We start from the raw sequence: 21,967 nt of genomic DNA on the forward strand, positions 1-21,967 counted from the left end.
GAGGAATATATGTCAGTATCATCTGTGGTATTGCTAGAACTTAAGGCAATTGATTTATCTTTTGGCTCTTCACAAGTGCTCAAGCAGCTTAGCTTAGAGGTGAGAGAGGGAGATATTTATTCTTTAATTGGTCCCAATGGAGCCGGCAAAAGTTCGGTAATTAATATTATTAATGGCATTTATCAGCCGCAATCTGGTCAGATCATTTTTGCTGGTCAGGTTTTGCATAATTATAAGGCAAAGCATGCACCCTATTTAGGAATTGCGCGCACCTTTCAAAATTTAGCACTCTTCAAGCAAATGTCGGTATTGGACAATGTCTTAACTGGACGGGTATTAAAAAGTCGTCATTCATTGTTAGGTGCATTATTGTCCTTACCAAGCACTCAAAAAAATGATGATTTACAGCGTTTTAAAGCTGAAGAAATTTTAAAACTGTTGAATCTACAAGAGTACCGAGACCAATTGGTTAGCTCTCTGTCTTATGGTTTGCAAAAACGTGTGGAGTTGGCAAGAGCATTGGCAGCTGAACCTCAGTTTCTGCTTTTAGATGAGCCAATGGCTGGAATGAACCATGCTGAAAAACGAAATATTGCCAAGTTTATTCAAAAGATAAATCAACAGTTGGATATAACCATTTTCATGATTGAGCATGATTTGGCTGTTGTGATGGATATTTCCGACCATATTGTGGTGCTGGACTATGGCAAAAAGATTGCAGAAGGCACGCCACAACAAATTCAAGAACATCCCGAAGTGTTGAGCGCATATCTAGGGATTCAAGCGCTTGAAGCGCATTGAGCATATACAAATAAATTAAAAAATAAGAGGTTAGTTTTTTATATGTCTTTTTTTCTAGAAGTCTTGCTAGGGGGTACGTTGGCAGGTGTCATGTATTCCTTGGTTGCCATAGGGTTTGTTTTGATTTATCGGGCATCGGGTGTTTTTAATTTTGCACAAGGTTCTTTGGTTTTATTTTCAGCCTTAACTTTTGTCAATTTAACTGAACGTGGCATTCCATTTGTGGTGGCTTTTATTGTCACACTATTTGTCATTTTTGTGCTGGTACTACTGATCGATGCATTGATTTTAAAACATTTAATTAATCGCTCTGTCATTACATTGTTTATGGCAACTTTGGGTTTGAGTTATGTCATTGAGGGATTAGCTCAAACTGTATGGGGAACACAGGTTCATGGATTAGATCTGGGAATTTCTGATTCACCCATTAATTTCTTTGGCATCATGCTGAGCAAGTTTGATCTGTTCGCAACAGGTATTGCTGGAACATTGGTCATTATTTTATCTCTTTTATTTAGTAAAACTCGCTTTGGTATTTCACTACGTGCAGTTGCTGATGATCCTTTAGCCGCGCAATCTGTGGGGATCCGTTTAAATCATATCTGGATATTGGTTTGGACAGTAGCAGGGTTTGTTGCATTAGTCGCTGGTTTGTTGTGGGGCGCACGTTTAGGTGTTCAATTCTCGCTTTCATTGGTTGTACTAAAGGCATTACCTGTACTGATTATTGGTGGTTTTACTTCGATTGCAGGTGCGATTTTAGCGGGCTTGATTGTGGGAGCAACCGAGAAACTAGCGGAGATTTATTTAGGCGGCATTATTGGCTCCGGAATTGAAAACTGGTTTCCCTATGTGCTGGCGATTCTCTTTTTATTGGTATACCCAACTGGTCTGTTTGGTCAGAAACAAGTGACGAGGGTATAAGCCATGTTTTTATTTAGCCAAGCAAGACAATACGTACAGCAATATCAAGATGAGAAACGCATTTTTCGCCTTAAAGAGCATCGTATTTTATTTATTTTTGTACTATTGATTGCCTTTCTTTTCGTTCCATTTGTTGGGCCAGATTACTTATTTAATGCCATTTTAGTCCCTTTTCTAGTTTTGGCACTTGCCGGATTGGGACTCAATATTCTGACAGGTTATACCGGACAACTTTCATTAGGTGCCGCAGCTTTTATGGCAGTGGGCGCATTTGCAACTTATAACTTAGAGCTACGAATTCCTCAGTTGCCATTACTGGTCAGCATTTTTTTGGGCGGTGTAATTGCTGCTTTAACTGGGGTGGTGGTTGGTCTGCCAAGTCTTCGAATTAAAGGCTTTTATTTAATTGTTTCCACTTTGGCTGCACAGTTTTTCATACCGTGGTTATTCACACAGTATGGCTGGTTTACTAACAATAATGCGTCGGGGGTGATTACTGCTCCTCGTATGGAAATATTGGGTTATTCAATAAATAGCCCAGTCGGGCACTATTTATTGACCTTAAGTATTGTTGTGGTTCTCACCGTTTTGGCTCGCAACCTGATCAATAGTCAATATGGTCGTAATTTTCGTGCTGTACGAGATATGGAAACTGCGGCAATCACCATCGGCATTCCGGTGAGTCAGACTAAATTACTGGCGTTTGCGATCAGTTCATTTTATCTCGGTATTGCGGGGGCACTTTGGGCTTTTGCTTATCTTGGAACCATTGAAGCAGATGGGCTAGATCTTAATCGATCATTTCAAATTCTATTCATCATCATTATTGGTGGATTAGGCAGCCTAACTGGCAGCTTTTTGGGCGCCGCATTTATTGTGCTGTTGCCTATCTTATTGAGTGTTTTGGGGCAAGCTGTTTTTGGACAGGCTATCGATCAAGCTCTACTACAGAATCTACAAAAAATTATTTTCGGGGCTTTGATCATTTACTTCTTGATCAAGGAACCAGAAGGATTAAGCCGTTTACTACGTAATTTGTATCACAGATTAAGAAAATGGCCATTACGTTACTAATTGTTTTAACAACACTTTTGTCTGTTTATTTAGAGATTAATTTATGAAGTTATTTAAATCCTTGTGGTTTTGGCTGGTGGTTATTGCCATCGCTTTAGTCGCTATTGTGTTTGTCACGAAAAAAGACAAACAAAATCCACCTGAGCAAAAACAACAAGCCGCAACTGAGCAGCAAACACAATTGTCGGATAAAAATGCCCAGTATTTCCCGTTACAGAGTTATCGGGTTGGCCCTTACGCTGCTGGGGGAACGGGCTTTTTCGGAGGCTTTATTGACTACATGAAAGCCGTCAATGCCAAAGGCGGTGTGAATGGCGTGAAGCTGGTGTGGTCTGAGTGTGAAACCGAGTATGTAGTAGAAAAGGGGGTAGAATGCTATGAGCGTTTGAAGAATGGTTTAAATGGAGCGCCTGCTGCTGCAACCAACCCTTTATCTGTCGGTATCGCTTATGCAACTTTGGAGCGTTCAACAAAAGATAAATTACCGTTGATTACTATTAATCATGGGCGTACAGATTCTACGGATGGCCGTGTTTTCCCATATGTGTTTCCATTGCAGCTCAATCCATATAGTGAAGTATCTGCAATTATTAATTATTTAGGTCAGCAAAGCGGTGGCTTGGAAAAACTAAAAGGTAAAAAAATCGTGGTTCTATATCACGGTTCTCCTTACGGCAAAGAAACGATTCCAGTCATTGAGATTTTATCGAAAAAGTATGGCTTTGAAGTAACCAACATTGAAGTACCACACCCTGGTAATGAACAACAATCTCAATGGTTAAATATTAGACGGATTCAACCGGATTGGGTCATTCTTCGTGGTTGGGGTGTGATGAATCCTGTTGCATTAAAAACTGCACAGAAAGTGGGTTACCCAACCAATAAAATTATTGGGAATATCTGGTCAAACTCAGAAGAAGATGCTGCCCCGGCAGGTGCTGCGGCAAATGGGTTTATTTCAATTACGACTCATCCATCAGGAACGAATTTCCCTGTATTACAAGAAATTAAACAACTTGTTGTTGATAAAGGCCAGTCAGATCTTGCCGATAAAAATCGTTTCGGTACGGTTTACTATAACCTAGGTGTGGTAAACGGTATTTTGAATGTAGAAGCAGTACGCGTGGCACAAAATAAATTTGGTAAACGTCCGCTTACTGGTGAAGAGGTCCGTTGGGGCTTTGAACATATCAATTTAACTGAAGCACGTCTAAAAGAACTTGGTGCATATGGTTTGGTACAGCCTTTAAAACTATCGTGCCAAGATCATGAAGGCGGTGGTGCGGTACGTTTCCAACAATGGGACGGTAAAGAGTGGAAAGTAATTAGTGATTGGGTACAAGCAGATCGCAGCTTATTACGTCCGATTATTGAACAATCTTCAGAAAAATATGCCAAAGAGCAAGGCATAAAAATTCGAGATTGCGCAACTGAAGAATAAGATCAGGAGATGACCGCATGTCTAAATCATTAAACAGTATCAAACCTGAAAGCAGTGAACCATTGTTAAATGTCGATGATATTGAAGTCGTATATGACCAGAGTATTTTGGCAGTTAAACGGGTGAGTTTAACTGTTCCTTCTGGTTCTATTGTTGCATTGCTTGGTGCCAATGGAGCTGGTAAGAGTACAACTCTGAAAGCAATATCACAGTTGATTTTTGCTGAAAATGGGCAAATTCACCGTGGCAAAATTGAATATCAGGGTGAATCCATACTTGGGAAAAATCCAAGTGATATTGTCAAAAAAGGTTTGGTGCAAGTCCTTGAAGGACGTCATTGTTTTACACATTTGACTGTTGATGAAAATTTAAGGACAGGCGGTTTTATTTCGCATCATTCGGGTACCAAACTTTCAACTGCATTAGAAAAAGTTTATCAATATTTTCCAAGGCTTGCTGAAAAGAAGCAGACATTGGCTGGTTATCTTTCTGGTGGTGAGCAGCAAATGCTCGCCATTGGTCGGGCATTGATGACAGAGCCAAAGTTGGTTTTATTAGATGAACCTTCAATGGGGTTAGCTCCTAAGATTAGTTATGAAATTTTTGAATTAATTAAGTCGCTTTCTGAAGAGCAAGGTGTGAGTTTTTTAGTTGCTGAACAAAATATTCGTTTGGCACTTGGCTACACCAATTATGCGTATGTCATCGAAAGTGGAGAGGTCAAAGTTTCTGGACAGACTCAAGTTCTTTATGAAACCGGACAAATTCAAAAAGCATATTTAGGAGAGATTGCTTAGCTTTTAATAACCAGTCATCAATCATTTGATTGATGACTGGCTTGATATTGATAGATAAAAATAATTTATTCGCCACGTTTATTTACAACCAACTCACCTAAATCAATCAGTCGAGAACGAATGACATTACGACTTAAACCTAGCATTTGTGCAGTTTTAACTTGATTTTGATGGCAATAATGATAGGCGATTCGCAATAATTGCTCTTCAAATTGTGCGTAAACTTGTCCATCATTTTGCTGAAATAGCTGATGAAAAACTTCTTTTAATTTAGGGTTTATGACGGGTTCACTGGCTTTTTTTTCCTGAAGCTTATTTTGGTTCAGTTGAGTGGGTGGTTGAATTAATGTGAGATCATGACTTTCAATAATGCCATTTTGGCAAATTAATAGCGCATGATGGATCATGTTTTCTAATTCACGAATATTACCGGGCCACCAGTAATTGCTGATTTTTTCTTTTGCAGCGTTGGAAAAATCGGCTTTGTCATAACCAAGTTGAGCATGATATTTATCGATAAAGTGATAGGCGAGAGGTAAAATATCTCCTTTTCGTTCACGTAAAGGTTTAATGTTTAAGGTAACCACATTAAGACGGTAATATAAGTCTTCTCGAAACTGATCGCTAAGAATGGCTTGCTCTAAGTTTACATTTGTTGCTGCGAGTACTCGTACATTTACAGGAATACTTTTACGAGAGCCCAAACGGACTACTTCACGTTCTTGTAATAGTCTTAAAAGTTTAACCTGAATCCGTTTAGATAAATCCCCAATTTCATCAAGTAATAATGTCCCACCGTTTGCAGCCTCGAACCATCCGGCATTGCTCGATAATGCCCCTGTAAAGGCACCTTTTTCATGACCAAAGAGTTCGCTTTCAACAAGGGTCTCAGAAAAAGCCCCACAGTTTACAGCAATAAACGGTTTATTACGCCGTTTACTGTGATTATGAATTTGTCTGGCAATGAGCTCTTTACCTGTACCTGTTTCCCCATGAATTAATACACTCGCTTCGCTGGGTGCAATCTGCTTGATATATTCAAGCAATTTTTTGGATTCTGGGTCGTTAAATACCTGTGCCGTGGCTTTATGCGAGTCACTGCGCTGGGTAATTTCAGGTAGGGTAACAATATTATGCCGCATCTAATATAGGTCTCTCATTTATATCAAATCGTTTCTGTCGGTGGGAGTTCGATGCATATCGGTTATTCCTAAGTATTCAGTTGTCGATGTTGTTATGAATAGAATGACGCTTTGGGATAAAGATCATTTAGAGCCCAAATTCCTAAATCTTGCAGCTTATATTCCACTGGGTCATGTAAGGTTTGTGTTCGTACATTGCGCCAGAATCGGTCAAATCGTAATGATGCCTGAGTTGCTCTGGCTCCAGTCACCTCAAAAATACGATTGGTAATATCTAGACTTGTTCGTGTTGCTGCTACTTTTGCTGTTGCTACTGCAATAGCAACCTCACCACGTTGTTGTTCTGTCAGGTTCTCAGCAATGTCCCATGCTTCTTGTAGTTTGGTAATCGCATTTTGGTTTAACAGGCGTAAGGCCTCTAGCTCTAACCAGAACTCACCATAGTGTCGCAAGATATACGGGTCTTGGTCTGCATGTTCCACACCAGATAAAAACCATGCACGTGATTCAGTTTTTGTATAACGTTTGGCTTCAAGCATTGCACCTTCGGAAACGCCCAAGAACATATTCACAAAAACCAATTGTGCAATTAAAGGTCTTAACGTTGAAAATGGTGTACTTAGTGGCCCTGGGTCAAGCAACATATCTTTTATTTCAACACGAACCCGTTCGAAAATGGAACTACCACTGTCTGTTTGACGTTGTCCAATATTATCCCAGTCATGATACAACGTAATTCCTGAGCGTGAGGTTGGTACCGCTGCAATTAAAAGATTTCCAGTTTTTTCATCTACTCCTGATGCAATAAGCATTTCTGAGTCAAGCGCACCCGAGCAAAAACTTTTTTTTCCAGAAAATTCGTACCAGTCATCTTGTTTTTTTACGACGGTACGTTTGTCGAGTGGGTTTAATGCATTTCCCCAAAACCACGATTTTTCAGCCGTGAGTTGGTACCAACGCTGCCATTGCTGTGAATTGCCAAATAAGCGAACCGTTGCTAAAAGCAAATGATGAAAACCAAAAACATGGGCGAGTGAGCTATCAGCCTGAGCAAAGATTTTGATAACATTAAAGATGTCTTGCCACTGACCGGACAAGCCACCAAATTGCTCTGGAATGGATAAAGAAAGAAGACCACTTTGACGAATTAAATCACGTTCATGTTTAGGAGTACCGCCAACTTTATCTCTTTCTATAGCAGTTTGCGCAAACTGTTGAGCCAGAGACTGTGCAACAGGAATAACATCAGAAAGACTACGAATACTGTGGTTCTGATTAAAAACGTTCATACTTGCCTTATCCTTTATTTATCTATTTTTGACATAATTTAAGACTTACTTTCACGATGTGGCGTGAAGGACGAATAAATAATTGGCTGGTGCTTCAATTGATTTATAAGTTGTTATAGCTAGATAAATCACAAGAGATCAACCAAACTAAAGTCTCATAGCATGCAGCGAGCAAACACTATGCCAATAAAAGATTTATTAAATTTCAACACACTGTATCTTTTTTCTCATGTGGCAGGTTGGCTTTAAATTTAAAGTGTTGATGTACTGTTGCATAAACAACACTATGCTTTTGGAATGTTGCCTATTTCACATCGAGTACTCTAAATGAGCAAATAATTAAATTTAATATTATTTGCACATAATATTATTGGTATTAGTTATCTAGAAAACTTAGATTAAGGTACGTTGTTTAGCTATTTTTCTGATTTAAGAAAAAGTACTCGTTCAGATTGATTTCATCCACTTTAAATTTTGGAGATTATTATGGATATCGTTAAACATCCCGAATCTCGCCAACTCGTACGTACGGTTAAAGCCAGTGCATATGTATTTGAAGATCAAAATTCAAAGTGTTTAATGTCTTATGTTGAACAAATCGCACCGAGCGAAGCGTCCGTTTTAATTGTTGGTGAAACAGGAACAGGCAAAGAACTGGTTGCTCGAAAGATTCATGCTTTATCTAACCGGAAAAATAAACCCTTTGTTGCTGTAAACTGTGGTGCTTTATCTGATACGTTGGCTGAAACAGAGTTATTCGGTCATGAAAAAGGAGCTTTTACAGGAGCTATAAGCCATCAGATCGGATGGTTTGAAGCAGCGCATGGCGGAACCATTTTTTTAGATGAAATTGGTGATTTATCACCAAGCATTCAAGTGAAGCTGCTAAGAATTTTACAAGAAAATGAAGTGGTTCGGGTTGGTTCTCGACAGACCAAAAAAATTGATGTCAGAGTAATTGCTGCAACGAATATTCGATTAGAAGAAGCCGTATATGCAGGTAATTTCAGAGAAGATTTATATTTTCGATTAAAAGTTGCATCGCTCCATGTTTTACCGCTTCGACTACGAACTGGTGATATTTTGCCTCTAGCACAGCACTTTATTTATAACTATTCGCAGAGTCTGAATAAGAAACCGCCTATGTTAAGTGAAGAAGCTCAACAATTGCTCGTTGATTATCATTGGCCGGGAAATATTCGTGAGTTAGAAAATGCAATTCATCATGCATTGCTCATTTGTAAAAATGGGGTGATTCAAAGTTATGATTTCCAACTTTCCGGTTTCAAGCATAAATTACTCACTTCGGAATATGATTTTTCGATTTATCGCAACTCAAATCAAACTTTAAAACAATTGCTGTTTAGTTGGTTTGAACAAGGAATCGAAGATTTAAATGAGCAATTAGAGGCAGAAATTACAGGAGCTGCCTATGAATATTGTCATCATAATCAATTGCATACTGCAAAATTACTAGGAATAAGCCGAAATATTATTCGTGCAAGATTGATTAAACATGGTTTATTGTCTCCAAATATTCGCATATAGATCGTGCTTATTTTTTTGTATTAATCCAAAATCACCATGTGATCTTGGTTTTTTTCTTACCTAAGAAAGATTGAATAAAATAGATAAGGGAGCGGTAGTGCCAGAAATTGATAATAAATAACAATCTAATCCTGAATATTTTAAAGAACTCATCATCACCAACTTCAATATCGCCATTGAAATAAAATTTGGTAATAATGTATTGAAAACTAGCCTACTATTTAGTTAGTAGGCTTTTAGATGTAGAAAATACAATCATGAAATATGTTTAATATCTAGTTTAACTACTCTAATTTTATTGAATAAAGCATTACTAAATTTTAACTGGCAAATTAAGCACCACCTGAGCATCCTCAATAACATCTAAGCGTAAAATTTTTGAAACGCCTAATTCATTTAGCAATGTGGTTAAAGGCCCCTCATTTTTCTCGAGTTGAACATTCTTTGGAAAAAGCTTTTGCGCAAAAGAAAGAATATTAGATTGAACGTCTGTTCGGTGCCATTTTCCATCCACTACATGTAGCATGGTTGCTTTATTAATATGTGTTTCAGAATCGACATGTTTTAAAGTAGGAATAGCAGTTTTTAAACTTAAATCTAGTTTTCCATTAAGATCAAAAATATTGGCTTGAGCTTCTTTTGAATTAATCTCAACATCAATTTTAGTTAACCATTTTGGTAGTTGGTAACCATATACACCACGTACACGTGCTATTTCTGTGTCCACAGGTAAAGCTAAAACATGCGCATAAAAATGGCGTTGACGTATCGATTTCATTAACTCTGCGATGTGTGGCCCACGAGCATTAGGCTTACGGACAACAATCGCAATCGACACTTCGTTATAAGGGTCATTGTCACAAACCGAATAGGTAAAGAATGTGACGGCGACCAACCCATAGCCCGGAAATGGTTGTAACGGCGTTAAAGCAGCGGGGAGTTTTGCTTTAATTTGCTTAATCGGAGCAAGCATTAACAACTGAACATTTGCACTACGATAATAAAAGTTGGGTGCCCAAACAGGACCTACTCGGGATTCCACAATTTTTTTAGGAATATGACGGAAAAAGTCGATATTGCCAGCAGCTGGATCTTGAGCCACTTCATCTAGATCAGGATTCATTCTAAAGCGGTCATAATAACCACCTTTGGGTACTTTGACTTTTTGTTGCCCGAATTCAACCTCAGTAAATTGTTGTTTTATATTCATTGAAGTTCACCTTTACATTAATTGACTGAGTAGCTACCGTTGTCTTTAACAAGACGTATTAATTAATAGCCAATGTGGTCACTATAAGTTTAAAGCTAACTTTAAAGTCAAGACTTTAATTTTGATATGTCAAATCTTTGACATTTAAAAGAAATAAAATAAAAACAATTAAAGATTAAAAAGATACAAACTTGATGAGCGTCTTCATATAAATTTTATTTTTAAAAGATGATTAATATAGTTGACCTTAAAGTTAACTTTAAGCTTAGTATAAATATTCAAATCTTTATAACGAATCAACAAGCGGTTTTTCACCAGGAGAACAAAGATGGGATATGTAACCACAAAAGATGGCGTAGAAATTTTCTATAAAGATTGGGGACCACGCGATGCCCAAGTTTTATTTTTTCATCATGGCTGGCCTTTAAGTTCAGATGATTGGGACACACAGTTGCTTTTTTTCCTTAAAGAAGGTTTTCGTGTAGTTGCTCATGACCGCCGTGGCCATGGGCGTTCAAGTCAGGTGTGGGATGGTCATGATATGGACCATTATGCAGATGACGTTGCAGAAGTGGTCAAACATTTGAATATTAAAAATGCAATTCATATTGGACACTCTACAGGTGGCGGTGAAGTTGCTCACTATATTGCTCGTCACGGTCAAGAAAACGTTGCAAAAGCTGTTCTTGTCAGTGCAGTTCCACCACTAATGGTTAAAACTGAAAGTAATCCTGAAGGTTTACCAAAAGAAGTTTTTGACGATCTGCAAAATCAAGTTCTCACCAACCGTGCGCAATTTTTCCGAGACCTTCCATCTGGCCCGTTCTATGGTTTTAACCGACCAGATGCGAAGCCATCTGAAGGTATCATTGCTAACTGGTGGCGTCAGGGTATGACGGGCAGTGCAAAAGCACATTACGATGGTATTGTGGCGTTTTCACAAACTGACTTCACCGAAGATTTAAAGAAAATCACTATTCCTGTTTTGGTGTTGCATGGCGATGACGACCAGATCGTACCTTATAAAACTTCTGGTGTGAAATCTGCTGAGTTACTCCAAAATAGCCAACTCAAAATCTACCCAGGTTTTTCTCACGGCATGTTAACTGTAAATCATGACGTGATTAATGCTGACTTATTGGCATTTATCCGCGAATAATTAAAAGTTTTAAAACTTTAAAAAAGGGGCACATTGAGTGCCTCTTTTTTTATATAAAAATAATAAATTCAATTAATTAAATGTAGAGGTGCGAAAAGGTGTTGACATTAAAGTTAGCTTTAATCTTAAAGTAAAGCCGTACTGAATGAGGTCATTCCAATGAAAGTGTTCGAAAAATTAGTATTCCCTAATGGCTCATATGTTCCTAACCGTATTGCTAAAGCAGCAATGGAAGAAAACATGGCTGATTTAAACCATGCACCATCAGAAGAATTAATGCGTTTATATCAAGCTTGGGCAAATGGTGGTGTCGGTCTAATCATTACTGGAAATGTGATGGTAGACCGCCGAGCGATGACTGGACCGGGCGGCGTAGTGCTTGAAGATGAAAAGCATCTGGATACTTTTAAAAAATGGGCACAAATTGGTCGTTCAAAAGGTGCTCAGATTTGGCTTCAAATTAACCATCCGGGGCGTCAAATGCAAGCGAACCTTGGTCAGCAGACTTGGGCACCATCGGCTATTTCACTTGATCTTGGCAAAATGTCAAATCGCTTTAATACGCCGATTGAAATGACTGAATCTATGATTGCAGAGGTGATTCAGCGTTTTGCAAACACGGCGCGGTTAGGTGAAAAAGCAGGGTTTACTGGTGTAGAAATTCATGCAGCGCATGGTTATTTATTAAGCCAGTTTCTTTCTCCACTGAGCAATAAACGCCAAGATCAGTGGGGGGGTTCTTTAGAAAACCGCGCTCGCATTTTAATTGAAATTGTGGAAGCAGTTCGTAAAGTGGTTTCGCCTCAGTTTACTGTTGCAGTAAAACTAAATTCAGCCGATTTTCAACGCGGTGGGTTTAGTGCAGAGGATGCTCAACAAGTGGTTAAAATGCTAAATGAGCATGCAGTCGATTTAGTTGAACTTTCAGGCGGTAGCTATGAAGCACCTGCAATGCAAGGTCAAGCGCGTGATGGCCGAACACTCGCTCGTGAAGCCTACTTTTTAGAATTTGCACAAGAAATTCGTAAAGTTGCCAAAATGCCTGTTATGGTGACAGGTGGCATACGCCGTAAACAAGTAGCAGAGCAAGTAGTTGAAAGTGGTGTAGATATGGTCGGTATTGCCACAGCTTTAGCCATTGAACCTAACTTGCCAAATGCTTGGAAACAAGGCAAAAATGTTTCACCTGAACTCAAGCCAATTACCTGGGAAAATAAAACATTCGCTTCTCTTGCCAATATGGCAGTGGTGAAATTCCAGTTACGTAATTTAAGCGCTGGTAAAAAAACAAAACCAAATGTTTCACCATCTTGGGCTTTAATTTTGCAACAATCAGCTATGTCATGCCGTACCCGCCAATACAAAAAAGGCATGCGTGACTATATATTTGCTTCTTAATAAGTGAGTTGTGTTATGACAAATCCTAACGATTCAAACTGGATAATTTATGGAGCAAATGGCTACACGGGCGAGTTAATCGCTCGTGAAGCTGTACGCCAAGGTCTAAAACCAACTTTGGCTGGTCGTAACAAAGCTAAGGTTGAAACATTAGCTCAAGAGTTGGGACTCGACTATAAAGCTTTTGGGCTTGATAACGTAAATGCGGTCAGTGAGCAACTGCAAGGCTTTAAACTGGTCATGCACTGTGCAGGGCCATTTTCAGCAACATCAAAACCCATGATGGAGGCTTGTATAAAAGCTGGTGCTCATTATCTCGACATTACTGGTGAAATCGCTGTATTTGAATTGGCACAGTCACTTAACAGCCAAGCTGAAAAAGCCGATATTGTGCTTTGTCCGGGTGTTGGCTTCGATGTGATTCCGACAGATTGTGTCGCTGCTGCCCTCAAAGATGCATTGCCAGATGCGACCCATTTAGCACTTGGTTTTGACTCTAGAACAGGGTTTTCACCGGGTACTGCTAAAACAAGTACAGAAGGCATGGCCGAAGGCGGAAAAATTCGTAAGAACGGAAAAATTACCACCGTTCCATTAGCACATTATGTTCGGACCATTGATTTTGGTGACGGTAAAAAAAGTGCCATGAGTGTTCCGTGGGGAGACGTATCTACTGCATTCTATACAACAGGTATTCCAAACATTGAAGTGTTTGTACCTGCATTCCCTAAAATGATTTTTGGTGCGAAAATGATGAACTATTTACGCCCAGTATTAAAAATTAATGCTGTGCAGAAGTTTATTAAGTCGCGTATTGAAAAAACGGTTGTGGGACCAAATGAGGAACTTCGCGCGAAAGTACCTACCTATGTTTGGGGTGAGGCAAGAAATACGCGTGGGAAAGTCAAAACTGCTCGTATCCAAACAGAAAATGCGTATAGCCTTACCGTAAATGGCTCACTGACTGTGGTGAATTATTTACTCAAAAATACCGTGAAAGGTGGTACATATACACCAGCAAAATTGATGGGTTATAAGCTAGTAACTGAGCTACTGGGTTCTGGTCCATTGGTTATTAATTAAGCCTTTATTAAAACAGCATTTTTATAGATAGTCCCGAATAAGGAGTCATTCTTGTTCGGGTTATTTTTAAATATTTCAAGTAAATACAGCTTTATATGCATAAAAAGCAAAACAGAAAACAAAACACTCCATAAGAAATAATTCAAATTGAATATACTAAAAAACGATAAATATTTTTCATAACAAAGGAATGAGAATAATGAGAAAACTCATACTGTTTCTACATGCATCGCTAGACAGTTTTGTCGAAGGTCCAAATGGGGCAATGGACATAGGCTGGATTGCTTACGATGCCGATTTGGCAAATCATGCAAAAGAAATTTTGAGCACTACCGATACGGTAATTTGGGGACGTGCGACTTACCAAATGATGCATAATTACTGGCCAACCATGCTTTCAAATCCAGAAGCTTCGGAGCATGAACGAAATCACGCTGAGTGGATTGAAAAGACCGAAAAAATCGTTTTTTCAACTACTTTAGATACAGTTGAATGGAATAATTCCAGACTGGTAAAAGACCATGTCGAAGAAGAAATTAATAAGCTGAAACAACAAGCGGGGAAGGATATGGTGATTCTGGGAAGTCCAAGATTCGCGCACTATTTGATGCAACTTGATTTAATTGATGAATATAAAATTACAGTTTCGCCCGTACTGATTGGTAGTGGCTTGCCACTGTTTCAAGGCATTCAGCAAAAAACCAATCTTAAACTCATTGAAAATAAAACTTTTGCTTCTGGCGCGATAGGTCTTCATTATCAAAAGATAAGCTGATTTTTTCTATAATATTTGTATGGAAAAGACGAATTACAGTGCTGCTCTATAATTCGTCTTTTTAGCTTTATTGCATACTCCTTAAACGCTTAACCACTGCTTCAGCAATTTCTTTACTCGACTGAGGGTTTTGTCCAGTAATAATTCTGTCGTCTGAAACCACATACGAGGTAAACGGAATAAATGCTTCCTTGTATTTTGCTCCACGTTCAATGAGACCATTTTGTAAAGAAAATGGAACTTGAGACTTAATGCCTGAAAGTGTTTCTTCAATATTTGCAAAACCAGTAACGGTTCTACTTGCAATTAAGGGTTTGCCATTTTCATTCTGTAAAGGCAATAAACCGCCTACGCCGTGACACACTGCTGAAACGACTCCACCTTGGCGATAGATCTGTTCGCTAATGTTTTGCAAGGCTTTATTGTTTGGAAAATCCCACATGGTGCCGTGTCCACCAGTATAGTAAATCGCTTTGTACTGTGTAGGATTAATCACATTTGGAGCTAATGTTGTTTTTAACCGCTGCATAAAGGCTGGGTCGGCTAAATGCTGACGTGCTGATTTGTCTAGGTAAATGGATTTTAGACTACGTTCATCTAGTGGAACTTCACGACCTAAAGGACTTACAAAATCCATTTCATAACCAGCAGCTAAGGCCACATCGTAAAAATGAGTGAGTTCAGTCAGCCAAAGTCCTGTTTTATCCGAACGGGAAGGGTAAGCCGAGTGATTGGTCATTACGACTAAAATTTTTCCGTTTGCTTTGGTAAGGCTTTGAGCTTTATTTGACTCAGCGGCATGTACCACATGTGTAGTCAAAAAAATGGCAAAAATAATGGTTAACCAACGCTGAAAATTCCAAACTTTAAACATGACAGGTCCTCATTCATCACCTGTAGCCAATCTTATGTTTAAAGCATACTTTAAGGTCAATAGGTCTCGAAGAAATTACGGTGTTCTTGCTTTGTCGAAATAAAGTGTCATGAGCCTTTCTGCATTTTGCTCGCAGGTAATTTCATCGGGTTTGTTGTTGATCGCATCAATCATGGTGCGTAAGTTTTGCTTACTCACCTTGAGTTTTTGCTCTAAAAGCTCTATTTCTTGAATTTTTAATTCAATTGTTTGAATAAGTGCATCATGGTTCCAAGTGGCAACTTTTGAAGGCAAAAAAGCTTTAATTTCTGCTAAAGAAAAACCCACTTGCTGGGCTTGTTGGATAAGAGAAAGTTGTTTTAAATCGTTATCGGTATATTCACGGTAACCATTCGATTTTCTTTTTGCTTTAGGTAAGAGTTTGATTTGCTCGTAGTAACGAATTGTAGGGGTGCTTAAGCCGCTTAGTTTCGATAACTCGCTAATATTCATGGCACAGACTCTATTGACATTAAAGTTAACTTTAGACTTATAGTAGTGTAAAAGCAAGGTTCATAACTTTACTAACCACACACTTTAAGTAACAGCTTTCTATGCTTTGATAGATGAAAGAATAGAATTATAAATATGAAAAATGAGGTGAGAAAATGTCTAAACGCATATTACACGTCGTCACCAATGTTTCACGCTATAAGGATGTAGATGAACCAACAGGGCTGTGGTTAGGCGAACTCACCCATGCCTATGATGAATTTGAAAAGCAAGGTTACATACAAGATATTGTTAGCCCAAATGGCGGTAAAACTCCAATTGAACCTAAGTCACTTTTGCCTTTAGTTGCAGATAAGTCTGTTAAAGACCGAGAAAAAGATCAAGCTTTTATTACGCTAATGGCGAATACCTTTAAGCCTTCAGATATTCATTGGCAAGACTATGACGTGATTTACTACACAGGTGGTCACGGGGTGATGTGGGATTTTTTAGATAACCCAGAGCTCCAAGAAATTACCAAAAACATTTATGAAAAAGGCGGCATTGTTTCAAGTGTTTGTCATGGCTACTGTGGGTTACTTAATGTACAACTTTCAAATGGTGAGCGACTGATAAAAGATAAGAAGTTAACAGGCTTTGCTTGGAGTGAAGAGGTTTTGGCAGGGGTAGCAAAAAAAGTGCCGTACAATGCCGAAGAGTTAGCGAAAGAATACGGCGCTCATTATGAAAAAGCTTTTATTCCTTTTGCTCCATATGTCGTTCAAGACGGCAAGTTAATTACAGGTCAAAACCCTTTTTCAGCTAGAAAGACGGCTTTAGCAATAGTAGAAGAGCTAGAAAAGTCATAATTGTTAATGATTCAAATATAAACTAGAAAAGCAAAACCAGTGACGGTTTTGCTTTTCGACTGTTTAAATAAAGTGGTGTGATCTAGCAAGGCTAACTTTAAGGAACAATCACAAAATCAGGGTTAGCTATTGCAAAAACTGCTTCGCGGTCTGCGGCTGGTGGATAAATCCAGATGGTATTAATTTCTTGTTTAATTTTTTTAGCTTCATCACGCACAAATTGAACCTGACGATCCCAACCTTCGCTATAGAGTGCGCCCCAAGGACCTAAGTCAACACACGTCACATACTTCGGTTGACTGTATGGATGAAGTGGTAAATCAACTAGTTCTGCCGCAGCGTTGTAACCCGCTACACGGCCTAGACTCATGGCATGTTGGCAAGACATCACGTTAAAGTTACCTAAATCATCGGTTGGAACTTTTACCGTATCGCCAGTGACAAAAATATTTTTTGCTTCAGGTGCATGTAAATAAGCATCCCCTAAAATACGTCCTAAATTATCTTTTTCACCACTAACTTGAGAGGTGAGCGAGTTGGCTCGCATGCCCGCAGTCCAGATCACGGTTTGCGTTTCGATTTTTTCGCCATTAGAAAGCGTTACCCCTGATGCATCTAGTGCTGTAACTCGTAGTCCAGCTTTACCTTCCACACCAAGCTCGCTAAGAGCTTCTCGAATAACGGCAGCAGCTTGGTCACCCATTGCTGCACCAATTTCTGTTGAGGAATCTACTAAAACAACACGTATATCAGTTTCGCCTAAAATGCTACGCAAACGTTCAGGCATTTCGGTAACGGTTTCTAGCCCAGTAAGCCCACCACCTGCAACGACCACGGTGTTACGCGCTGCATTTGCAGGTTTATGGGCTAAGTTTTTAAGATGTTGATCTAGTTTTTCGGCATCTTCTAGTGTGCTTACGCTAAAGCCATATTCGGTAAGGCCCGGTATAGGAGGCATAAAAGTGGTACTTCCAGTTGCCAGAATAAAACGGTCATAGCTTAAGGTTTGTTTGTTGCCATCGGTGGTTGAAACTTCGATGCTCTGTTGGTCGACATCAATTTGATTTACCCAACCCGCTAGAAATTTAACCCCAACCACGCTTAATAACTCTGAAATATCAGGGTTCATATTTTCAAGCACAGCTTCATAAAGACGAGGGCGAATACCAACATTTGGGCTAGGGGAAACCATCACTACTTCAATATTTTGTTCTTGCGAAGCTAAATGAATTGCTCTTTGTGCAGCAAGTGCAGCCCATAAACCAGCAAAGCCAGAACCTGCAATAATAATACGCTTACTCATTTGATTATCCTTTTGATCGATTTTTCGGACAACAAATTCCAGCTCATCGCAAAATTTAGGGTGAGCGAATCCTTTCTCTGATTGTCCGAAAAATCTGAGAAGGGGTTTAAAACGATTAAGGGAGTTTTAGCTTAGGGTTTGAGGCCCTATCAGCTCGTTAGTCGGGGGTGTCCCGCGATATTTTATTTTTCCGCATTTTTGCTGTTCTTCCTTCAATGCGATCATTGATCCAGCCATTTACATCACTAAAAAATACGTCGGGTGCATAACGGCCAAAACGGTCTGCAATATCACCAAGTGTATGAGCACCTAGCGCATCTCGCATGGCTTTTTCGGCCTGTAACATCACGGCATGCACTGCACACACACCACTGGTTGCCCAATCTGGCGGGGCATTGTTAAAGACCGCACATTTCCCACGGACTTCTTGGCACTCAAAGAGGGGTTTTTCACCTTCGATTGCATTCACGATATCTAAAAAACTGATTTCATGAGCGGATCGAGCGAGTAAATACCCACCACGAACACCTTCTTGAGCAATAACGAGACCTGCCTTTTCAAGTTTAGGAAAAATCTTAGCCATAAAACTCGGAGAGACTCCTTGTAATTCGGCAAGATCCTTACTACTCAAAGGTTTATCTTCATTGTTCACAAGAAAAAGAAGACAGTGAATCGCATACTCGACGCTACTAGTGATATAAGCCATTTAATTTCATAATTGATCAATTACAAACACAGACTAATGTAGTCTGTGTTTTTAGTCAATAATAAAACTAAGATAAAGTTGGTCTTAGTTTTATTTTAGAGTGGGATAGATGCCAGAAGTGGAGGATATATAACTGAATTTAAATACCTTTAAAGTAAAATTGAAGGATATAAATAATTTAAAAAAATTATCAAAAAACTTACGAACGCCACCAATAATTTTCGACATTTGGTTCATTAAGATTCAAGAGTTCACCCATTTGCGGTGTGCTAATGGCTAAATTATTTTCATGAGCTAAACCGACAATACGTTCAAACGGGTCATCCCAAGCATGAAGCGCCAAGTCAAAAGTACCGTTGTGTACAGGCAACAAATGGCGTCCTTTTAAGTCGATATGTGCTTGTAAGGTTTGCTCTGGCTGCATGTGGACATCAGGCCATTCAGGGTCGTAAGCACCAGTTTCTAACATGGTTAGATCGAAGGGGCCATAACGATATCCAATCTCTTTAAACCCATCGAAATAGCCTGTGTCACCGCTAAAAAATACACGTAAGTCATTATCAATAATTACCCACGAGGCCCAAAGCGTCGCATTGCTATCGCCCATACCACGGCCTGAAAAATGATGAGCAGGGGTAGCCACCAATTTTAGTCCATCTACATGGGTAGTATCCCACCAATCAAGTTGTTGAACTTTTTCTGCTGGAATTCCCCATTTAATGAGTGTGTCACCCACACCAAGCGGTGTTAAGAAATGCTCAACTTTATCGTTAAGTTGCATCACTGCATGGTAGTCGAGGTGGTCGTAGTGGTTATGCGACAAAATCACGCCTTTAATGGGTGGTAAGTCCGCGATGCTAATTGGTGGCTGGTGGAAACGTTTTGGTCCAAGCCATTGAAAAGGTGATGCACGCTCTGAAAAAACTGGGTCGGTTAACCAAAATTCATTTTGCAGTTTTAGTAAGATAGTTGAGTGGCCCAAACGAAATAGAGAGCGATCGGGTGCACTTAATAACTGCTCTTTCGACAAACTTAAAATAGGAATTTCTTTGTTTGGAACGGTGTCTTTTGGTTTGTTAAATAAAAACTTCCACATGAGCTGAAGTGTTTTGCCAAAAGAAGGCTTGTGTTGATTGGGACGCGTATTTCTAAATTTGCCATTGTGCTGTTGGGATGGCATTAAGGGAGAAGGCAAGTCTGTTGTGTTTGAAATAGTCATCTTGTTTTTCCTTATTGGAACAAACCTATATGTGCAAATAAGAACTTGGGCTAAGTGCTTATTTTGATTTATTTAAATGAGTATTTACTCACTCATTAATTGGTTTAAAAATAAGGACGCTGTGCATCCTTAACTTTTATCTAAATTGAAACTGCATGCCAAAACGCTTCAAAACCAGATTTACGATAACGCTCGGCCTGAGAAGGGTCTTGGGCAATAAAATTAAGTGTAACTTCTGCAAGCGCACCTAAAATTGAAGCAATAAATAACGGTGGATAATCTCTTAATTTGCCATCGTTAATACGTTCTTGAATATTTTGGGTGAGGTCACAAAAGGTTTGCATACCAATTTGTTTGCTTTGCTCAGTAATCTGTTCTGAGGTTGAAAGTTGTGCCATGACTTTTCGTTTAAGAGGAGCTTCTAAACTCCAGTCCAAATAGCTTTGCCAAATATGTGACATTTGTGTTTGCAGGTCAGAATCAGCAGGGTAACCAAGCATCATGACCTGACGTAGTTCAGCCTTTAGTGAAAGATATAACTGGTTCAGCAGTTCTTCTTTATTGCTAAAATAGGTAAATAAAGTACCTTCCGCTACACCAGCGACTTTTGCAATTTTTGAGGTAGACGCACGCTCGCCAAGCTCTGCTAATGTTTCAATAGCAGCACTTAAAATTGCATTACGTTTATCTTCACTACGTGGACGAGCCATATATAAATACATTAATTGAGTGATTACTCAATCATACGTGAAAATAGCAAGACAGCAAGATATATTTTGTTTGATCCACATTATTGATTCGTTCTAAATGTAATGGGTGTTTGACCTGTCCATTTCTTAAAAGCTCGTGTGAAATTTGTAGGTTGTATATAGCCCAGATAAAATGCAATTTCTTGTATATCCATATCACTATGAAGTAACAAATGTTCAGCTTCTTTTTGTTGAGCTTCTTCAAGCAATTGGAGATATGAAGAACCGACTTGGTTCAAATGGCGCCGCAATGTTCGGCTAGACATGTTTAAGCGAGTCGCAATTTCATCAAATGAGGGATAACCCACCTGCGGTTTTAAGTTTAGTTCGGCCTTTACGGTCAGGCATATATCTTTAATTTGCTCGGAAAAACGGATTTGTTCAGCTTCACACTGTGCCAGAGCTTGTTTAAAGGCAATCGGATCTGCCATTTTAATGGGTAAATCTAGAAGCTGTTTTTTATATCGAATTTGATTAGTTGCTTGGTTAAATCGAATAGGTGGCAATAAATGCTGATAGGCTTTGTGATAGGTAGGTTCTGGCCAATCCACCCATAACTCAATTTCAGTAAAGTCATGCTCTATCAAAAACTGACCAGCTTGAATCACCCCAATCATCAAACATTCATAAAAAAATCGTCTAAGCTTTTCCACTTGCGCGGGCTGATTGCTGACAACAGGATGAGTTTCTTTAATTTCAATAATAGAAAATTCATGATCGTCTAGCAGAGCAATGCGGTAATCTTTTAATCGCATGTTAAAGAATTGCTTTGAAACATCGAGAGCCTGATGTAAGTTTGGGCTACTCATTAACGCATATCCCATCGGGCCATGAGCAGTTAAACGCAGTTTTAGCCCATATTCATATCCCAAGCCATAATCTTTCGACAATAACAAGCTTTCCCATGCCAGTTTAGACCACTGCACAGGAGTAATTCGCGCATCTAGTTGATCTAAAAGGTTTAAGGGAATTTTACTTTTCTTCAAAATTTCAAGCGCAGAAAATCCTTTGTCGACCATGATTTCTAGTAACAAATGCGCATAAGAAATAGGAATGCTGGCTTTGGAAAGCCCATAAGGATCTTTCATATTGTTTTTTATTATGGCCGAAAATGATTATCAGTATGTCTGATCCA

Annotated in this window: 21 protein-coding genes; 11 read left to right on the forward strand and 10 right to left on the reverse strand. The window is 39.1% G+C overall.

Translation table 11 applies throughout. From position 1 onward, the window contains the following. Positions 1 to 9 precede the first annotated feature (9 nt). The 5 genes from QLG01_RS12735 to QLG01_RS12755 are packed head-to-tail and all read left to right on the forward strand — an operon-like array spanning position 10 to position 5,037. Positions 10 to 801: an ABC transporter ATP-binding protein gene (locus QLG01_RS12735; RefSeq protein ID WP_282496588.1), complete on the forward strand. Its 792-nt coding sequence runs from the start codon at positions 10 to 12 to the stop codon at positions 799 to 801. A 42-nt stretch (positions 802 to 843) separates the two neighbouring features. Then, on the forward strand, positions 844 to 1,725 hold the full coding sequence (locus QLG01_RS12740; protein WP_005305864.1) for a branched-chain amino acid ABC transporter permease: 882 nt from the start codon (positions 844 to 846) through the stop codon (positions 1,723 to 1,725). A 3-nt stretch (positions 1,726 to 1,728) separates the two neighbouring features. Next, the gene (locus QLG01_RS12745; protein ID WP_282496589.1) at positions 1,729 to 2,799 is read left to right on the forward strand and encodes a branched-chain amino acid ABC transporter permease; all 1,071 of its coding nucleotides are present in this window, start codon (positions 1,729 to 1,731) and stop codon (positions 2,797 to 2,799) included. A 43-nt stretch (positions 2,800 to 2,842) separates the two neighbouring features. Then, a complete protein-coding gene (locus tag QLG01_RS12750) occupies positions 2,843 to 4,240 on the forward strand; it encodes an ABC transporter substrate-binding protein (RefSeq protein ID WP_005305859.1) in 1,398 nt (465 codons plus the stop codon). A gap of 17 nt (positions 4,241 to 4,257) precedes the next feature. Further along, positions 4,258 to 5,037 (forward strand): ABC transporter ATP-binding protein, encoded by a 780-nt coding sequence (locus QLG01_RS12755; RefSeq protein WP_282496590.1) that lies wholly within the window; start codon positions 4,258 to 4,260, stop codon positions 5,035 to 5,037. 65 nt (positions 5,038 to 5,102) lie between these two features. Here QLG01_RS12755 and QLG01_RS12760 read toward each other — a convergent pair whose 3' ends face one another. Together QLG01_RS12760 and QLG01_RS12765 are read right to left on the reverse strand one after the other, a co-directional pair. Continuing rightward, the gene (locus QLG01_RS12760) at positions 5,103 to 6,179 is read right to left on the reverse strand and encodes a sigma-54 dependent transcriptional regulator (protein ID WP_013197717.1); all 1,077 of its coding nucleotides are present in this window, start codon (positions 6,177 to 6,179) and stop codon (positions 5,103 to 5,105) included. Between the two features lie 92 nt (positions 6,180 to 6,271). Beyond that, positions 6,272 to 7,468 (reverse strand): acyl-CoA dehydrogenase family protein, encoded by a 1,197-nt coding sequence (locus tag QLG01_RS12765; RefSeq protein ID WP_282496591.1) that lies wholly within the window; start codon positions 7,466 to 7,468, stop codon positions 6,272 to 6,274. 486 nt (positions 7,469 to 7,954) lie between these two features. On the opposite strand from QLG01_RS12765, the gene QLG01_RS12770 reads away from it, so the two are divergent. After that, entirely contained in the window at positions 7,955 to 9,016 is a 1,062-nt protein-coding gene (locus QLG01_RS12770; RefSeq protein ID WP_282496592.1) for a sigma-54 dependent transcriptional regulator, read from the forward strand. Positions 9,017 to 9,329: 313 nt separating this feature from the next. Here the strand turns inward: QLG01_RS12770 and QLG01_RS12775 are convergent, their stop codons facing one another. Further along, positions 9,330 to 10,226 carry an acetoacetate decarboxylase gene (locus QLG01_RS12775; RefSeq protein WP_282496593.1) on the reverse strand — a complete coding sequence of 299 codons (897 nt, stop codon included), beginning with the start codon at positions 10,224 to 10,226 and terminating at the stop codon, positions 9,330 to 9,332. A 328-nt stretch (positions 10,227 to 10,554) separates the two neighbouring features. Between QLG01_RS12775 and QLG01_RS12780 the strand changes: the two genes are divergently transcribed. From QLG01_RS12780 to QLG01_RS12795, 4 genes are all read left to right on the forward strand, one after another. Next, positions 10,555 to 11,385 (forward strand): alpha/beta hydrolase, encoded by an 831-nt coding sequence (locus QLG01_RS12780; protein WP_013197736.1) that lies wholly within the window; start codon positions 10,555 to 10,557, stop codon positions 11,383 to 11,385. Positions 11,386 to 11,544: 159 nt separating this feature from the next. Then, positions 11,545 to 12,783, forward strand: coding sequence for an NADH:flavin oxidoreductase/NADH oxidase family protein (locus tag QLG01_RS12785; RefSeq protein ID WP_282496595.1), 1,239 nt, complete (start codon positions 11,545 to 11,547; stop codon positions 12,781 to 12,783). Positions 12,784 to 12,798: 15 nt separating this feature from the next. Then, positions 12,799 to 13,866, forward strand: coding sequence for a saccharopine dehydrogenase NADP-binding domain-containing protein (locus QLG01_RS12790; RefSeq protein ID WP_282496596.1), 1,068 nt, complete (start codon positions 12,799 to 12,801; stop codon positions 13,864 to 13,866). Between the two features lie 199 nt (positions 13,867 to 14,065). Continuing rightward, positions 14,066 to 14,641, forward strand: a complete 576-nt coding sequence (locus QLG01_RS12795) for a dihydrofolate reductase family protein (protein WP_282496597.1) — start codon at positions 14,066 to 14,068, stop codon at positions 14,639 to 14,641. A gap of 67 nt (positions 14,642 to 14,708) precedes the next feature. Here QLG01_RS12795 and QLG01_RS12800 read toward each other — a convergent pair whose 3' ends face one another. Both QLG01_RS12800 and QLG01_RS12805 read right to left on the reverse strand, forming a co-directional pair. After that, the gene (locus QLG01_RS12800) at positions 14,709 to 15,515 is read right to left on the reverse strand and encodes a type 1 glutamine amidotransferase domain-containing protein (protein ID WP_282496598.1); all 807 of its coding nucleotides are present in this window, start codon (positions 15,513 to 15,515) and stop codon (positions 14,709 to 14,711) included. A 75-nt stretch (positions 15,516 to 15,590) separates the two neighbouring features. Beyond that, positions 15,591 to 16,007, reverse strand: a complete 417-nt coding sequence (locus tag QLG01_RS12805) for a MerR family transcriptional regulator (RefSeq protein WP_013197741.1) — start codon at positions 16,005 to 16,007, stop codon at positions 15,591 to 15,593. 155 nt (positions 16,008 to 16,162) lie between these two features. Between QLG01_RS12805 and QLG01_RS12810 the strand changes: the two genes are divergently transcribed. Continuing rightward, positions 16,163 to 16,855 carry a type 1 glutamine amidotransferase domain-containing protein gene (locus tag QLG01_RS12810; protein WP_282496599.1) on the forward strand — a complete coding sequence of 231 codons (693 nt, stop codon included), beginning with the start codon at positions 16,163 to 16,165 and terminating at the stop codon, positions 16,853 to 16,855. A 97-nt stretch (positions 16,856 to 16,952) separates the two neighbouring features. Here the strand turns inward: QLG01_RS12810 and QLG01_RS12815 are convergent, their stop codons facing one another. From QLG01_RS12815 to QLG01_RS12835, 5 genes are all read right to left on the reverse strand, one after another. Further along, positions 16,953 to 18,158, reverse strand: coding sequence for an FAD-dependent oxidoreductase (locus QLG01_RS12815; protein ID WP_282496600.1), 1,206 nt, complete (start codon positions 18,156 to 18,158; stop codon positions 16,953 to 16,955). 157 nt (positions 18,159 to 18,315) lie between these two features. Then, on the reverse strand, positions 18,316 to 18,864 hold the full coding sequence (locus QLG01_RS12820; protein WP_151768037.1) for an Rrf2 family transcriptional regulator: 549 nt from the start codon (positions 18,862 to 18,864) through the stop codon (positions 18,316 to 18,318). Between the two features lie 199 nt (positions 18,865 to 19,063). Further along, entirely contained in the window at positions 19,064 to 20,083 is a 1,020-nt protein-coding gene (locus QLG01_RS12825; protein ID WP_151768038.1) for an MBL fold metallo-hydrolase, read from the reverse strand. A gap of 140 nt (positions 20,084 to 20,223) precedes the next feature. Further along, positions 20,224 to 20,793 carry a TetR/AcrR family transcriptional regulator gene (locus tag QLG01_RS12830; RefSeq protein ID WP_077169814.1) on the reverse strand — a complete coding sequence of 190 codons (570 nt, stop codon included), beginning with the start codon at positions 20,791 to 20,793 and terminating at the stop codon, positions 20,224 to 20,226. Between the two features lie 80 nt (positions 20,794 to 20,873). Then, positions 20,874 to 21,920: an AraC family transcriptional regulator gene (locus tag QLG01_RS12835; RefSeq protein WP_282496601.1), complete on the reverse strand. Its 1,047-nt coding sequence runs from the start codon at positions 21,918 to 21,920 to the stop codon at positions 20,874 to 20,876. Positions 21,921 to 21,967 lie beyond the last annotated feature (47 nt).

This window comes from Acinetobacter sp. V89_4 (assembly GCF_029967875.1).
Classification (GTDB): Bacteria; Pseudomonadota; Gammaproteobacteria; order Pseudomonadales; family Moraxellaceae; genus Acinetobacter; species Acinetobacter oleivorans.

Bases quoted from the DNA above. Each gene is read 5' to 3' on its own strand.
- QLG01_RS12735 (WP_282496588.1), top strand. From the start codon at position 10: ATGTCAGTATCATCTGTGGTATTGCTAGAACTTAAGGCAATTGATTTA.
- QLG01_RS12740 (WP_005305864.1), top strand. From the start codon at position 844: ATGTCTTTTTTTCTAGAAGTCTTGCTAGGGGGTACGTTGGCAGGTGTC.
- QLG01_RS12745 (WP_282496589.1), top strand. From the start codon at position 1,729: ATGTTTTTATTTAGCCAAGCAAGACAATACGTACAGCAATATCAAGAT.
- QLG01_RS12750 (WP_005305859.1), top strand. From the start codon at position 2,843: ATGAAGTTATTTAAATCCTTGTGGTTTTGGCTGGTGGTTATTGCCATC.
- QLG01_RS12755 (WP_282496590.1), top strand. From the start codon at position 4,258: ATGTCTAAATCATTAAACAGTATCAAACCTGAAAGCAGTGAACCATTG.
- QLG01_RS12760 (WP_013197717.1), bottom strand. From the start codon at position 6,179: ATGCGGCATAATATTGTTACCCTACCTGAAATTACCCAGCGCAGTGAC.
- QLG01_RS12765 (WP_282496591.1), bottom strand. From the start codon at position 7,468: ATGAACGTTTTTAATCAGAACCACAGTATTCGTAGTCTTTCTGATGTT.
- QLG01_RS12770 (WP_282496592.1), top strand. From the start codon at position 7,955: ATGGATATCGTTAAACATCCCGAATCTCGCCAACTCGTACGTACGGTT.
- QLG01_RS12775 (WP_282496593.1), bottom strand. From the start codon at position 10,226: ATGAATATAAAACAACAATTTACTGAGGTTGAATTCGGGCAACAAAAA.
- QLG01_RS12780 (WP_013197736.1), top strand. From the start codon at position 10,555: ATGGGATATGTAACCACAAAAGATGGCGTAGAAATTTTCTATAAAGAT.
- QLG01_RS12785 (WP_282496595.1), top strand. From the start codon at position 11,545: ATGAAAGTGTTCGAAAAATTAGTATTCCCTAATGGCTCATATGTTCCT.
- QLG01_RS12790 (WP_282496596.1), top strand. From the start codon at position 12,799: ATGACAAATCCTAACGATTCAAACTGGATAATTTATGGAGCAAATGGC.
- QLG01_RS12795 (WP_282496597.1), top strand. From the start codon at position 14,066: ATGAGAAAACTCATACTGTTTCTACATGCATCGCTAGACAGTTTTGTC.
- QLG01_RS12800 (WP_282496598.1), bottom strand. From the start codon at position 15,515: ATGTTTAAAGTTTGGAATTTTCAGCGTTGGTTAACCATTATTTTTGCC.
- QLG01_RS12805 (WP_013197741.1), bottom strand. From the start codon at position 16,007: ATGAATATTAGCGAGTTATCGAAACTAAGCGGCTTAAGCACCCCTACA.
- QLG01_RS12810 (WP_282496599.1), top strand. From the start codon at position 16,163: ATGTCTAAACGCATATTACACGTCGTCACCAATGTTTCACGCTATAAG.
- QLG01_RS12815 (WP_282496600.1), bottom strand. From the start codon at position 18,158: ATGAGTAAGCGTATTATTATTGCAGGTTCTGGCTTTGCTGGTTTATGG.
- QLG01_RS12820 (WP_151768037.1), bottom strand. From the start codon at position 18,864: ATGGCTTATATCACTAGTAGCGTCGAGTATGCGATTCACTGTCTTCTT.
- QLG01_RS12825 (WP_151768038.1), bottom strand. From the start codon at position 20,083: ATGACTATTTCAAACACAACAGACTTGCCTTCTCCCTTAATGCCATCC.
- QLG01_RS12830 (WP_077169814.1), bottom strand. From the start codon at position 20,793: ATGGCTCGTCCACGTAGTGAAGATAAACGTAATGCAATTTTAAGTGCT.
- QLG01_RS12835 (WP_282496601.1), bottom strand. From the start codon at position 21,920: ATGAAAGATCCTTATGGGCTTTCCAAAGCCAGCATTCCTATTTCTTAT.